We start from the raw sequence: 13,009 nt of genomic DNA on the forward strand, positions 1-13,009 counted from the left end.
GGAGGATCATCGTGGCACTGATGTTTTGTTGATATGGCATGAAAAGGCGCTGGAAGATGTCTGGATGAGCAATTTAAAATATTGATTTCTATTTATAAAAATCGAACTTTGGAAACTTTTGCTCCCATCCTTCGGCCAAGGATATGGGGTGTGCCGCGTTCATTTGGAGAGAAAAAGATAGCTATTGACAGAATATGAGAAGTGGCCGTTTATAAATGCAAGTCTGCGGTCGCAATCGAAGCGCTGGCAGCCGAACTCCAACATTCATTGAGGGCTACGATGGTTACGAGACTCGACAGAAAACTGGCGAATATTCGCGCAGGGCGTTACAAACCGACTGATTTTATCATTGCCGATGCGAAGGACAGCGATGTCGGCGCGGGTGTCTCCGCCACCGGTTTCGATTATTCCGTCAAGCCGCCCCGCCGTCGCACCCGGCAGGAATTCATCGCCCAGATCGAGGAGATCATCGACCAGGACGTGGTCGACATCATGCTGGTGTCGCAGTCCAATCTCGATCTGCTGGACGAGCGCGGCGCGTTTTCCGGCAGTGAGGTGAAGCCGGCCATTCGCGGCAATCTCGAAAGCATGTGCTGGGGTGGCGTGCGGCATGGCACCTATACACAGTCGCCATCCGTGCCTTTCCGCGATACGGGCCTTGCCCGCGCCATCGCCAACTACCCGACCTCGGGCACCGATCTCTGCCTTTATTCGGTGTGCTTCACCAACGATCTCGACCGCGACATATGCACGCTGAAAGCTTTCGCCGAGTTCCGCGCCGAAGCGTCGAAGCACAATTTCAAATATTTCTATGAGGTCTTCAACCCGAATGTCGATATCGGCCTGACGCGCGAACAGACCGGCGAGTTTGTCAACGACCACATCATCAAGTCACTGGCGAGCGTGCCGCGCGCCGAACGGCCGCTGTTTCTCAAGATGCCCTATAACGGGCCTAAGGCGCTGGAGGAACTTGCTTCGTTCGATTCCGAGCTGATCGTCGGCGTTCTTGGCGGCGGAGCGGGCACCACCCGCGATACGTTCGAGCTGGTGGCGCAGTCGGAGCGTTACGGTGCGCGGCTCGCGCTGTTCGGGCGCAAGATCAATCTGGCTGAAGCACCGCTCAATCTGATCGTGCTGATGCGGGCGGTGGCCGACGGCGCCCTGAAGCCGGAGGAGGCGGTTCGCGCCTATCATGGCGAGCTGCAGACACTGGGGCTTTCCCCGGTACGCCCGCTTGCCGACGACCGCGTCATTACCGAGGACGTGCTGAAAGCGGCGGCGGCCAAGGCGGCCTGATAGCTGCCGGGATTTCGAGTGAACGCGGCTCTGGGGAGGGCCGCGACAAAATCGGGCGGCAGGTCCGCCGGCGTCTTTAAACAATGCGTCTTTAAACAATAAAGGGAGGAATATGATGAGGAAGACGTTGTTTCTTGCAACGACAGTTCTGACTGCCGTTCTGTCCGCTGCTGTCGCGAGTGCTGCGCAGAAAGAAGTGACCGTATGGTCATGGTTCGTGCAAAGCACCATGAAGAAGTCGATCGCGGCCTTCGAGAAGGCCCATCCGGACGTGAAGGTGAACTATACCTATTACAATTATTCGCCGGAATATATCACGGCGCTGAAGGCGGCGGCGGCATCCGGGAGCCTGCCTGACATCATCGGCCTGCAGCCGGGGTCCCTCACACAGCAATATCGCGATAATCTGGAGCCCGTAAACGAACGCGCCGCCAAACAATGGGGCGCAACGTGGGAGGAGAAGATTTTCCCCGTCAACCGAAAACAGATGTTGATGGGCAACCCCGCCGGCGACAAGAATTTCTACATCATTCCCCAGGAATCGCAGGTTCTGTGCATCTGGTATAACCGCAAGCTCTTCGAAAAACACAATATCGCTGTACCGAAGACCTATGCGGAACTGAAGGCTGCCGCCAAGACGCTGAGCGATAACGGCCTCATCCCGATGTTTCAGGGGGCTGCGGACGGCTGGCAGAACGAAAACGTCTTCCTGATGCTCGCCAACCAGTTTTCCCCCGGCATCGTCGACAAGGCGCAGGCGGGTGAAACGCCGTGGACCGCGCCGGAGCTGGTGGCTGCCATGAAGGCGTGGAAGGGTCTGTTCGATGACGGCATCTTCCAGCAGGGTGCGCTTGGCGCGCATGCCTATCCGACCGGCGCGCAGCTCTTCGCACAGGGCAAGGTGGGCATGATGGCGCTTGGCTCCTGGTGGATGCAGGAAAGCAAGTTCCCGCCGCCGCTCTCCGAATATGTACAGAACATGGACGGGTTCGACTTTTTCTACATGCCTCCCGTCAAAGAGGGCAACAAGGCAAGCCCACCGGTTGGCGGCATCGACATCGGTTACGGCCTGACGAAGAATGGCGGCAAGAATGACGCCGCATGGACCTTCCTTGCCGAGCTGACCAACGGTGTCGGTCTGCAGGAGGCGCTGAATGACCTGAACGATCTGCCGGCCTTCGAAGGCCATACGCCGAAGGGCGATATTACCGACCACGTCAAGCAACTGTCGGCGCGGTTCATGGCAGATCTGCCCAAGGCTGAAAACCAGCGCTTTTCTTCGCCGGCCGTGGCCGAGGCGCTGGACAACGCTCTGGCGGGCGTAGCCGCCGGCAGCATCGAAGCCGAGGCCGCGCTGGCCAAGGTGGATGAGGCGACCAAAAAGGCGCTCGCGTCAAAGTGACAGACGGCCTCAAGATGCCGGGCGCTGCCAAATGCGCCCGGCGGGTTGAAGCGCATCGACCACGACAAGACCTCCCTGGTGCGCTTCAACACCTTTCGACGCCGTTTCGTTTGATGGCGGCGTGATTATCAATCGGTGAGAACCCATGCGTGCAGAAGTTTTAAGGGCCGGCGCTACGCCTGTTATCATTGAACGCAGCAGAGTTTCGAGGACGTCCATGCTCTATGTCTTCGCCCTTCCTGCCGTTCTGCTGTTTGTCGTTTTCATTGCCTATCCAATCCTTTGGGTGACGGGACAGAGCTTCTATGCGGCTTCCGGCGAGGCGCGCAGCTTCGCGGGGTTTTCGAACTACGCCATGGTTCTTGGTGACCCCACCTTCTGGATCGTCGTGCGCAACATGGCGCTCTGGGGTGTCATCACCATTCCAGTCCAGATGCTGGTGGGCGGGGTGCTCGCCTGGTTCATCGAACGGCACACGGACCGGCTGCGCGGTTTCTTTCGCACCATGTTCTTCCTGCCCGTCGTCACCTCCGTTTCGGTGGTCAGCCTTGTCTGGGTGCAGATTTACGCACCCTATTACGGCATCGCGCAGGAATATCTGAAATATGCCGGCATCGTCATGTCGACCTCGCCGATCGGCGATCCCAAAACGGCGATCTATGCCCTCATCGTCGTCAACATCTGGCAATGGACCGGGTTTTCCATGCTGATGTATATCGCCGGCATCGCCAACATGCCGTCCGAGGTGCTGGATGCGGCGCGGATCGATGGCGCGAAGGGTTTGAAGCTTGCCGCCCATGTCGTGGTTCCCATGCTGGCGCCCGCCACGAAATCGTTGCTGCTTCTCGGCGTCATCGGCACGCTTCAGACCTTTCCCATCGTGCATCTGATGACAGGCGGCGGCCCGAACCGGGCAAGCGAGGTTTTCGGCACCTTCATCTTCAAGCAGAGCTTTGTGCTGGGCGATACCGGCAGCGGTGCGGCGCTTTCCGTGATCGTTCTTGTCGTGGCGCTTGGTCTCTCGCTGTTGCAGATCGCAGCACTCGGCGCGCGGCTGACGCCTGCCGGAAAGGATCGGTCATGACGGCTTTTGCCCGCAACCGCGCACGCGGCCTTCTCATTCATGCGGTGCTGTTCATCGTGCTCGGCATCTGGATGGTCCCGCAGGTCTATATGCTGTCCGTGGGGCTGAGAACGCCGGCGCAGGCTTTCGACGCGGCGCTCTTCACATGGCCGGTGACATTTGACAATTTCATCACCGTCATACGCGACAATCCGCTCGGCGGCATCTTTCTGAACAGCTTGATCGTGACGGTCGCGACTGTGGTGATCGTGGTCGCCGTATCCTCGCTTTTTGCCTTCTCCATCGCCATACTTCGTCTGAAGGGCACGCTGTTTCTCTACACCACGCTTCTGACGACGCTGATGGTGCCGCTCGCCTCGATGGTGTTGCCGCTTGCCATTCTCCTGAAGAATTTCGGCTGGGTGAACACCTATATCGGCCTCATATTGCCCTATGCCGCCCTCGGCGTGCCCTTCGCCATGGTCATTCTGAAATCCTTCATGGAAGACGCCCCGCGTGAACTGTTCGAGGCGGCCAAGGTGGATGGCTGCAACGCCTGGCAGACCTACTGGCACGTGGCGTTGCCGCTGGTGCGCCCGGCGCTGGTGTTCGTCACCATCTGGCAGTTCATCGTCACCTGGAACGAGTTTTTCCTGGCGCTGATCGTGCTGACGAAAAGCGAGATGAAGACGCTCACCATCGTGCCGATGCAATATTCCGGCCTCTACATGGCCAATCCCGGCGCGCTGTTTGCGGTGCTGACGCTGATCGCGCTTCCCCTCATTCTTCTTTATGTGCTGGTGCAGCGCGCCTTCGTGCGGGGCCTGACTGCCGGCGCGGTGAAAGGCTAGACCCATGGCGACGCTTTCGATTGATAAAATCACCAAGGCCTTCGGCAGCCTGACGGTCATTCCGGAATTGTCGCTGACCATAGAAGATGGCGAATTCTGCGTGCTGGTCGGCCCCTCCGGCTGCGGAAAATCGACGCTGCTGCGCATCATCGCCGGGCTGGAGCCGATCAGTTCGGGCCGAGTGCTGGTGGATGGCGCTGATATGAGCGATGCCGAGCCGCCGGAACGCGGCGTGGCCATGGTTTTCCAGTCCTATGCGCTTTATCCGCATATGAATGTTGCCCGCAATATCGGCTTCGGGTTGGAAATCGCCCGGACGCCCACAGCCGAAATTGGCGAGCGGGTGGGCCGCGCGGCCGGGAAACTCAAGCTGTCGAGCTATCTGAAACGCAAGCCGCGCGAATTGTCCGGCGGTCAGCGCCAGCGTGTCGCCATCGGCCGGGCGATGACGCGCAAGCCGAAGCTTTTCCTGCTCGATGAACCGCTTTCCAACCTCGATGCGGCCCTGCGCGTCGGCATGCGGGTGGAAATTGCACGGCTGAAGGCGGAGCTCGGCTGCACGATGATCTATGTCACGCATGACCAGGTGGAAGCGATGACGCTTGCCGACAAGATCGTCGTCATGAATGGCGGCCGCATCGAGCAGATCGGCTCGCCGCTTGCGCTCTACCAGCGTCCCGCCAATCTTTTCGTTGCGGGTTTCATCGGTTCGCCCGCCATGAACCTTCTGAAAGCGCGCGTCGTCTCAGCCGCAGAAGGCATCGCCACCGTGTCTCTCGCCGCCGGCCCCTCCCTCGATATTGCGGTTTCAAGGCCGCTTGAGCCTGGCGATACCGTGACCCTCGGCATCCGCCCCGAACATATTGCAATCGGCGACGGGCAGGGCGGACAGTCCTATTCGATGAAAGCGACGATGGTCGAACTGCTCGGCAGCGATACTTTCATCCATGTCCGCGAGGGCGAGGAAACCATCACCATAAGAGACAGTCTTGGCCGCATGGCGTGCGCGGGCGACCGGATTGCCGTGTCGTTCCCGGCTACCGCCTGCCATCTGTTCGATGCGAAGGGGCAGAGAGTGTCGCGGGATATGAAGACCCCCCAAGAGACTGGACCGGGGCGGATCAATAAAAACGTTGTGAAGGGCGCGGAATCTTCGGCGCCATGAGGGAGGAAGACGGGAAATGACGGATTTTCAGGGCAGAACGATCCTTGTGACGGGCGGCAGCGGCGGTATCGGCGGGGAAACGGTGCGCCATCTCGTGCGCGCCAATGCCGATGTCATTGCGGCAGGGCGTTCGCAGGAAGCGCTCGAGGCCATCGCGAAGGAAACCGGTTGCCGCACATTGACGTTCGATCTCGCCCGCGACGAGGAAATCCGCGCCGCGCTGGAGGGGCTGGATCTGTGGGGCGTCGTCAATTGCGGCGGTTTCGGCGGCGAGATCGCCACGCCGATGGACACGGATATCGCCATTTTCGACAAGGTCATCACCATCAATGCGCGTGGTGCGCTCTTGGTAACGAAATATGCCAGCCAGTCCATGGTGAGGCTCGGCAAGGGCGGCGCCATCGTCAACGTGTCCAGCCAGGCAGCCCTTGTGGCATTGCCGGGCCATATCTCCTACGGCTCTTCCAAGGCCGCTCTCGACAACATCACCCGCTGCTCGGCGCTGGAGCTCGGCCGCTACAATATCCGTGTCAACAGCGTCAATCCAACCGTCGTCATGACGCCGATTTCGTCCGGCCACTGGAGCCAGCCGCATGTGGCCGAGCCATTCCTGAAGCAAATGCCGCTCGGCCGGTGGGCCAGCGAAGCGGAAATCGCCGCACCCATCGTCTTCCTGCTCAGCGATGCAGCCTCGATGATTACCGGCGTTTCGCTGCCCATCGACGGCGGTTTCACCTGCTGCTGATCGGGTAACGATGTATGGCGTCGCGACCCAGTCTGGGAAGCGTCGCCGCCGCCATCACGGCTCTTCGAGCCAACATGAGGCTGCGCCGATGAGTTCAACTCACCGAAAACACCTTCGCCAAACCAGGCCACGGTCCCCTCCGGCTGCACGAGAACCACAAAGTCCGCCGCACTGCGCCCCACAAGCGCGTGATGCGCACCGAGATCGTAACGCAGACCGATACCCCAGACGCGTTCGCCTTACACGCCCTTTATGATATTGCAGATGCCTTCGCGAATGACGTTCTTGTCGGCGATCTGTCCTGCCTGAATATTGAAAACGGCATCGATCCGCACAGCATTGCCTTTCTGCCGCGCCACCACCCGCAGCGTCTGGATTCTGCCGCTGCCGCTGGTTTCCTGATGGGCATCGATGGACGACAGCGCCTTGTTGATCTGGATACCTGAAAAACCTTCAGCAGCGACGGCCTGTGCAAGCTTTTGAAGCACCGCGGGCGCCTTGGCCTTCGGCAGTTCCTGCCATGATTTGTAAGAAACGGCGGTCACCATCGGCACGCCGGAAACGGTGAAGTTCTTCTCGCAGGAAGCTGCGAAGGCAGGGCTTGAGACGGCGATGAGGCCAAGGGCTGCGATGAGGGATTTCATTGGTATGATCCGATCGTTGGAGAGGTTTTCAACTGCTGCCCATGTCAGAACGACGACCGTTTTCCCCGGTAGGTCGAAGGCGGCGGCAAGGCTTCATGGGCTTGCGCCAGCGTTTCCAGCCATGTTGCGAGGCCATCGGGAACGGCTTCATTGCCGGCTTCCAGCGCTTCGATCCATGAGAGCTCGCATTGCAGGGCAGAGGCAATATTGATTGGCGTCCAGCGGATCACCCGCAGGCATTCATTGAAGCGGTCTGGCGACATGATGATTTGTTATGTTCCCCGTCATTTTCCTGGCGAAGCTCACTCACATGGCTGCGAGAGTCAATCACTTTCTGCAACTTTTGATGGATCGTTTCCCGCTGCATCCCTTGCCTGATAAAACTTAGTCAATCTGCTAAGTTTCTCCTTGCCCCATCGCGATGAAACATGATAGTTAGCAATATGACTAAGCATCATCAGGAACTTTCACTGATCTTCCAGGCTCTGGCCGATCCCACGCGACGGGCGATTCTGGCGCGCCTCGGCGGCGGTCCGGCGCCGGTCATGGAATTGTCCGCGCCCACGGGGCTGCGTCTGCCCACGGTCATGCGGCATCTTTCCGTGCTGGAGGAGGCGGGGCTGATCGTCACGTCCAAGGATGGGCGGGTGCGCACCTGCGCCATCGTGCCGGAAGCGCTGGAGCCGGTGAGCACATGGCTCGATGAGCAGCGAGCCGCGTGGGAGAGCCGGCTTGACCGGCTGGAGGCATTTGCAATGCAGGCCATGAAGGAGGAATCCGAATGACAACGAAATCGGATCAAAAAAGCGCACACCCTGAACCGCATCAACCGCAAGACCGTTTTGCAACGCTCAGCTTCGAACGGGAAATTGCCGTTCCGCTATCGGCTCTCTGGCAGGTCTGGCTATCACCCGCCGCCCGGGCGGTGTGGGCCTCTCCCTCGCCCTCGGTCACAGTGGAATTCCTGGAGGCGGACAGCAGGCTGGGCGGTCGCGAAGTGTCGCTCTGCAAGGTCGCCGGCCAGCCGGATATTCGCTGTGAATGCGGCTGGCTGGAGCTGCAGCCAACCCGCCGCAGCGTGAATTACGAGGTGGTCTCATCCGGCGGCGTAACCCAGTCGGCAGCGCTGGTGACTGCCGATTTTCAGGCGACGGAAGAGCGTAGCCGCTTGACCGTAACGGTGCAGCTTTCCTCACTGGCCGAGGATATGCGCGATGGCTATCAACAAGGTTTCAGCGCCGGTCTCAACAATCTGGCCAGCGTGGCCGGGCGAACCATGGTGCTGGAACGAACGATACAGGTGCCGCGAAACATTGTCTGGAAAGCCTGGATGAACGAAAAGACGCTGCCGCAATGGTGGGGCCCTGAAGGCTTTTCCTGCCGCACGAAGAGAATTGATCTGCGGACCGGCGGCGAATGGGTCTTTGACATGATCGGCCCGGACGGCACAGTCTTCCCGAACCACCATCGTTATGTCGAGGTCCGGCCCGAAGAGAGGATCGCCTATACGCTGCTATGGGGCGAAAACGGGCCGAAACATGCTGATGCCTGGGCCTCCTTCGAAGATCAGGATGGCGCGACAAAAGTTGTGCTGGGCATGGTGTTCAGCACGGAAGCCGAGTTCCAGCAAGCGAGGGGTTTCGGCGCCGTGGAGCTGGGTCAGCAAACGCTGGGCAAACTGGAACGCTTCGCCAAGGCGCTATAGATGCGCCGTGCCGTCAGTTCCATGTGCAGAGGTCTCGATACTGGCTCCTGTCCGTGCCGGCATTAATCTTCAAAGCCGCTCTGCGCGTGCGAGATCGTCTTGCAGGTCCCGTCATCCTTCTCGCCAACCATGCGCTTATCACGGATAACGGAACCCTTGGCGATGTCGATCTCCCATGCCACGGAGCCTTCATTCAGGCTCGCTTTACCACCGGCAAAGGTACCCTTCTCCATTCTCTGACTTCCAGAAGCCGGGACATAAACTCCAAATGTCCCGGCGGCTTCGTCGAGAGCGAAATTGAACACCTGGGGGGTTCCCTTCGAGCTGGCAAACTCACAGCTGAAATAGGTCGGCGCGGCGAAGGTGCCTGAAACTGAAAAGAGCAGAGCGGCAGCGGTACATCCGGTTCCTGTAATTACCTTCAATTCCTGATTCTCATTTTTGTTCTCCCGTCCGCTCAGAAATATTGCGCTCCGCCGGCAAAGCCAGCTTCCTATGGCGACTGAACGTTCTAGCTTTCGGTCAGCGGATCATTTTAGGCGTAAGTGGACTATCAAAACTAAGCGGCTTCTGCCGCCGGTTCCTCTGGTTTCGTGCCATGTATGATCTTTCTCAAGACAACACCTACTTTGAATTTGCGATGCTCGGTGAGGTAGCGCTGACTAAGCATCAGTTCATAACGAGACATAAAAGGGAGGTCGTTCAGGGAAAATTCTTCGGTAGTGTAAAGTATGCAAAACACCACCGTGTACTTCTCCCCCACGACTTCCTGACTCTTCTCTGGAATAAGCGCTAGGAATAGGGCCTTATCCTTGCCTGTGTTGTCCTCGCCACCGTCATCTTTGATCCAGCTCCGCATATCTGAGCGGCATTCTGTGTCTGTGAGGAAGGCATCAGCGTAAAATTTGCATTGGGTGAAGAGGTGGCTAATGGAGGCAGCGCCGGATGAATAGCGCTTTACGTGGATGATTGAGCCGTCGGCGTGAAGGAGGTCGCAAACCTCATATGATTTACTGCCTGCGATCGTGATTTTTGATTTATCTAGAACGTACAGCTCTGAACAGGCTTTGCCTGCAGTAGAGTTGAAGACATCTTCTCGGTTTTGGTTATGCTTCGCACTCCATATATTCACATTTGTAGGAAGGTAGGGCGCGTCATGCACGACGATGTCAGTCTTAATAAACGATTCGACCTCTACTTTTAGATCCTCTGATATTTCGCGCCATTGTCCGTTCGACAGAACGAAGGTTCGATCACCAAGATCGGCCTCTGCCACAAGGCATTTATAGGCGTTCCACTTCGGATAAGTTACATGTTGCTCGCTGTCATAGAGAAAAATTTTCCAAGATTTTAGCCGCTGCGCAGTTAGGTCTTTTAGGCGTCGGCGAGTAACTGAGATGATGTCTGTGATACGCAAATCCTCAAAGGTAGGCGGTGCGGGTTCATTTGCCTCTGCCTTTACGTATGCAAACTCGAGGTCACCCTCTACAAATTCGGGCGGAGCTAGGTGAACTCGCGTTAAGTCTCCCGCCTCGATAGAGAGACAAAGAATTTCGTCGAGTTTTTCAATAATCGCTGGATCGTTTTCGTGACGAAGATTGTCGTACGACTTAAATTGAGTATTTTTGTAGTCAGTTGACCAATACCGCTCTTCAAACTGTTTGCATGTCTCAACCAGATATGACCAAGAAACTTCGGAATCTTTCGGAAATTTTATTGTTATGCTATCTTTTCCTTTAAACGATTCGACTTTTTCCTTATATGGCTCTTTTACCGAGCCGGAAATTGTACGGAGAAACTCGGTGTCCGAGTTTATCCCGAACACACTTAAGGGAGCTCCGGAACTGGCCTGCCGCTCAGTCTGCTTGCTGATCGCCTCATGACCAGTAGTCTGAATCCGCCGAAGTCCATCGTCGTGGCATATGTTCATTCCAACCCTGATCCCGAAATCGTATACTATTTGATCTTTTTCAATGTAACTATCTGCGTGCTGACCAAATGTGGCGGCAAAAAAGAGCGGAGTACTATCTGTTTCTATGCGAAGTGCCATTACGGCGCGCGGAAACTTGTTTCTGGATTTGAATTCATATTTTTTTGAAGAGTGGCCGGAGTTAAGGAAGACGAGCCAGGGGATGTCATCTTCATTTTTATTTTTACTAAGTACTTCTTCATACTTAATGAGGCCGGTTACTCCGTCCTCAACATCTACCGAGTCATAGTTACTGCCAATTATAAAATCCTCAAAACCGGATACGGTCTTGATTTTATATAGAGTCACCCTCTTAAAATCTGTCATATTGCTATTCCCCCCGAGTTTTTCCTAAGTCTAAATCAACTCTAAGTTCTCGGGCAAGTGGTTTTTTCGTCAGGACGTGCAACTAGAAGGGCGCAGTGACTGCGGTCTGCTCTTTGTCTACGTTGCTGTCGCTGCTTGATGCATTTCTCTGAGTGTTGATCTATTATCGGTTGAATATCGCAGTAATCCCTTGCGTTGATGTAAATATTGAAGTGCTCTCTAATTCAATCAAAACTGTGGGGCCGTATGTCTGTTTTGGATATTCCTCTTCGAAAAGTGCTGCAATTGTTTGATGCACCTCCGGCGTTGCGGCGCAAAATTTTGAAAGATGATATTCGTCTTGATCTCAAAAAAGAGGCCGGTGGAAACCGAGGCAGAGGTGGAAACTTCCATGAGGCCTTTTGGGCAGATGTGAAGAAACATATTTCCGACCGCGGTGATCTCACAATACTGACGGAAGAACGGATAAGGTCGAATAAAAATTTCAAGCGACTATACCCACAGTTAAAAGAAGGCGTTCTCGATCTGCTCAGTGCAAAGTTGAGATGGTCAAATGAACTAGTTGAGATCATTCCCCAAAGCGTGCATGGCATCCTAAAAATTGAAGAACTAGACGCTACAATCCGGATACGTGATGCTTTGCACGCGCGCGTTAGAGGCGAATACACACGCGTCGTGTACCCCTACTTTAGTGAGGAGCCCGCGTTGTCCGAAGTAGGGGGACGATTGGGCTTGTGGGTGATGCAGCGCGCGCTGATTAATCTCGATGCAGATGATATGCGCATCATCGATCCCCTTCGTAAGACGTTCTTTTCCCCTCGAACAACACCTTTACAGGGCGATGAAGAGATTATTTTTCTTGAAAAATATAGCTCATTGATCAGCGAATGGGAGCGCTTAAAAAGAGAGTAAAACGCGGTTTGGTTTTTTCGCGCTGACTCATCTACAGTTTTTTTGGACCATGTTTTTTTTACTTCCTCTTTATCCCCACCCTGTTTGCATGACTTATACTACTTCCATTCAACGATGAATCGGGAGACGTTCCGGTTTTACGCTGGATCAGCGCCGGGGTGAGAGAAGACGTAGCTCTCACATTTGGGGTCTGAAGGCGAATGTTCTCCGGCGATGAACGGAGGAGAGATGGACTGGGTTTGTGGTGGGCCTTTCTTTTTCTCGGAAGTGGAATTGGCTGAGGGCCGGCTTTACCAAGCCTGAATCGTTGATGCGGGGCACTGACAAGTGTCTTTATTTCCCCATGTGGCAATTTTCAGTGCCCCGTTGCAATGCCCATTGAGCTGAAAGGCAGATGGGAAAGAGAGATGAAGATCATAACACGGACTTAACTGCGTCGCGTGATAGGAAAGGTGTGTTCAAATGGGTCTCTATGAAATGTACGTTCTTGCAGCTCGTGCAGATACAGCCCTGATGAGGCGAAGGGTGGCGAAGATTATGAATCGTCGGCGCAAGAAGCAATATTTACACAACCAGAAGAGGAATTTGGATTTGGAAGCCGAGACGAAGAGGGGAGTACCCCTGCGACCCGGGAGGATTCCATAAACATATATTTATATAGATATATATGCAGAAACATATAAAATATATGCTGCGTTGAATTGTATAATAATATTGAGGGCGGATGAGAATCCGTGGCCAGAATCTTGCTTTTACGGCCTGCAATTTGCGGATTGCGGGACGATGACGCGTAAATATATGATTTTATGTTGGAATTGCCGATATGGCTGGAGAATGATTATGCGGAGAAACTATATGAGTGAGATGGAATTGATTAGAGCGGAGATCAGATTTGAGTGGCGATCGATCATAATAACAATATCATGATAT

At 55.6% G+C, this 13,009-nt stretch carries 13 protein-coding genes; 9 read left to right on the forward strand and 4 right to left on the reverse strand.

Annotated features, from left to right (window positions below; genetic code table 11):
* Positions 1-279 precede the first annotated feature (279 nt).
* The 6 genes from ACQZ5G_RS21780 to ACQZ5G_RS21805 all read left to right on the forward strand — a co-directional run bounded on the left by ACQZ5G_RS21780 (position 280) and on the right by ACQZ5G_RS21805 (position 6,522).
* Positions 280-1,296, forward strand: coding sequence for a hypothetical protein (locus ACQZ5G_RS21780; RefSeq protein ID WP_035238462.1), 1,017 nt, complete (start codon positions 280-282; stop codon positions 1,294-1,296).
* Positions 1,297-1,411: 115 nt separating this feature from the next.
* Entirely contained in the window at positions 1,412-2,698 is a 1,287-nt protein-coding gene (locus tag ACQZ5G_RS21785; RefSeq protein ID WP_448738892.1) for an ABC transporter substrate-binding protein, read from the forward strand.
* 217 nt (positions 2,699-2,915) lie between these two features.
* Positions 2,916-3,782 carry a carbohydrate ABC transporter permease gene (locus tag ACQZ5G_RS21790; RefSeq protein ID WP_448738882.1) on the forward strand — a complete coding sequence of 289 codons (867 nt, stop codon included), beginning with the start codon at positions 2,916-2,918 and terminating at the stop codon, positions 3,780-3,782.
* The gene (locus ACQZ5G_RS21795; RefSeq protein ID WP_060725863.1) at positions 3,779-4,612 is read left to right on the forward strand and encodes a carbohydrate ABC transporter permease; all 834 of its coding nucleotides are present in this window, start codon (positions 3,779-3,781) and stop codon (positions 4,610-4,612) included. The genes ACQZ5G_RS21790 and ACQZ5G_RS21795 overlap by 4 nt, the downstream gene beginning before the upstream one ends.
* Positions 4,613-4,616: 4 nt before the next feature.
* A complete protein-coding gene (locus tag ACQZ5G_RS21800) occupies positions 4,617-5,777 on the forward strand; it encodes an ABC transporter ATP-binding protein (protein ID WP_448738883.1) in 1,161 nt (386 codons plus the stop codon).
* Positions 5,778-5,793: 16 nt separating this feature from the next.
* Positions 5,794-6,522: an SDR family oxidoreductase gene (locus ACQZ5G_RS21805; RefSeq protein WP_080839289.1), complete on the forward strand. Its 729-nt coding sequence runs from the start codon at positions 5,794-5,796 to the stop codon at positions 6,520-6,522.
* A 239-nt stretch (positions 6,523-6,761) separates the two neighbouring features.
* Here the strand turns inward: ACQZ5G_RS21805 and ACQZ5G_RS21810 are convergent, their stop codons facing one another.
* Together ACQZ5G_RS21810 and ACQZ5G_RS21815 are read right to left on the reverse strand one after the other, a co-directional pair.
* Positions 6,762-7,166: a hypothetical protein gene (locus ACQZ5G_RS21810; RefSeq protein ID WP_174013269.1), complete on the reverse strand. Its 405-nt coding sequence runs from the start codon at positions 7,164-7,166 to the stop codon at positions 6,762-6,764.
* 44 nt (positions 7,167-7,210) lie between these two features.
* The gene (locus ACQZ5G_RS21815; protein ID WP_003521599.1) at positions 7,211-7,429 is read right to left on the reverse strand and encodes a hypothetical protein; all 219 of its coding nucleotides are present in this window, start codon (positions 7,427-7,429) and stop codon (positions 7,211-7,213) included.
* Positions 7,430-7,609: 180 nt separating this feature from the next.
* Between ACQZ5G_RS21815 and ACQZ5G_RS21820 the strand changes: the two genes are divergently transcribed.
* Together ACQZ5G_RS21820 and ACQZ5G_RS21825 are read left to right on the forward strand one after the other, a co-directional pair.
* Positions 7,610-7,951 (forward strand): ArsR/SmtB family transcription factor, encoded by a 342-nt coding sequence (locus ACQZ5G_RS21820; RefSeq protein ID WP_448738884.1) that lies wholly within the window; start codon positions 7,610-7,612, stop codon positions 7,949-7,951.
* Positions 7,948-8,871, forward strand: coding sequence for an SRPBCC family protein (locus ACQZ5G_RS21825; RefSeq protein WP_448738885.1), 924 nt, complete (start codon positions 7,948-7,950; stop codon positions 8,869-8,871). The genes ACQZ5G_RS21820 and ACQZ5G_RS21825 overlap by 4 nt, the downstream gene beginning before the upstream one ends.
* 62 nt (positions 8,872-8,933) lie before the next feature.
* Here the strand turns inward: ACQZ5G_RS21825 and ACQZ5G_RS21830 are convergent, their stop codons facing one another.
* Complete coding sequence (locus tag ACQZ5G_RS21830) at positions 8,934-9,296, reverse strand: hypothetical protein (protein WP_448738886.1); 363 nt, start codon at positions 9,294-9,296, stop codon at positions 8,934-8,936.
* Positions 9,297-9,430: 134 nt separating this feature from the next.
* The gene (locus tag ACQZ5G_RS21835) at positions 9,431-11,167 is read right to left on the reverse strand and encodes a DUF6119 family protein (RefSeq protein WP_448738887.1); all 1,737 of its coding nucleotides are present in this window, start codon (positions 11,165-11,167) and stop codon (positions 9,431-9,433) included.
* A gap of 246 nt (positions 11,168-11,413) precedes the next feature.
* Here ACQZ5G_RS21835 and ACQZ5G_RS21840 point away from each other — a divergent pair, with 246 nt between their 5' ends.
* Positions 11,414-12,079, forward strand: coding sequence for a hypothetical protein (locus ACQZ5G_RS21840; RefSeq protein ID WP_078053839.1), 666 nt, complete (start codon positions 11,414-11,416; stop codon positions 12,077-12,079).
* Positions 12,080-13,009 lie beyond the last annotated feature (930 nt).

Source organism: Agrobacterium sp. 22-214-1, assembly GCF_053522465.1.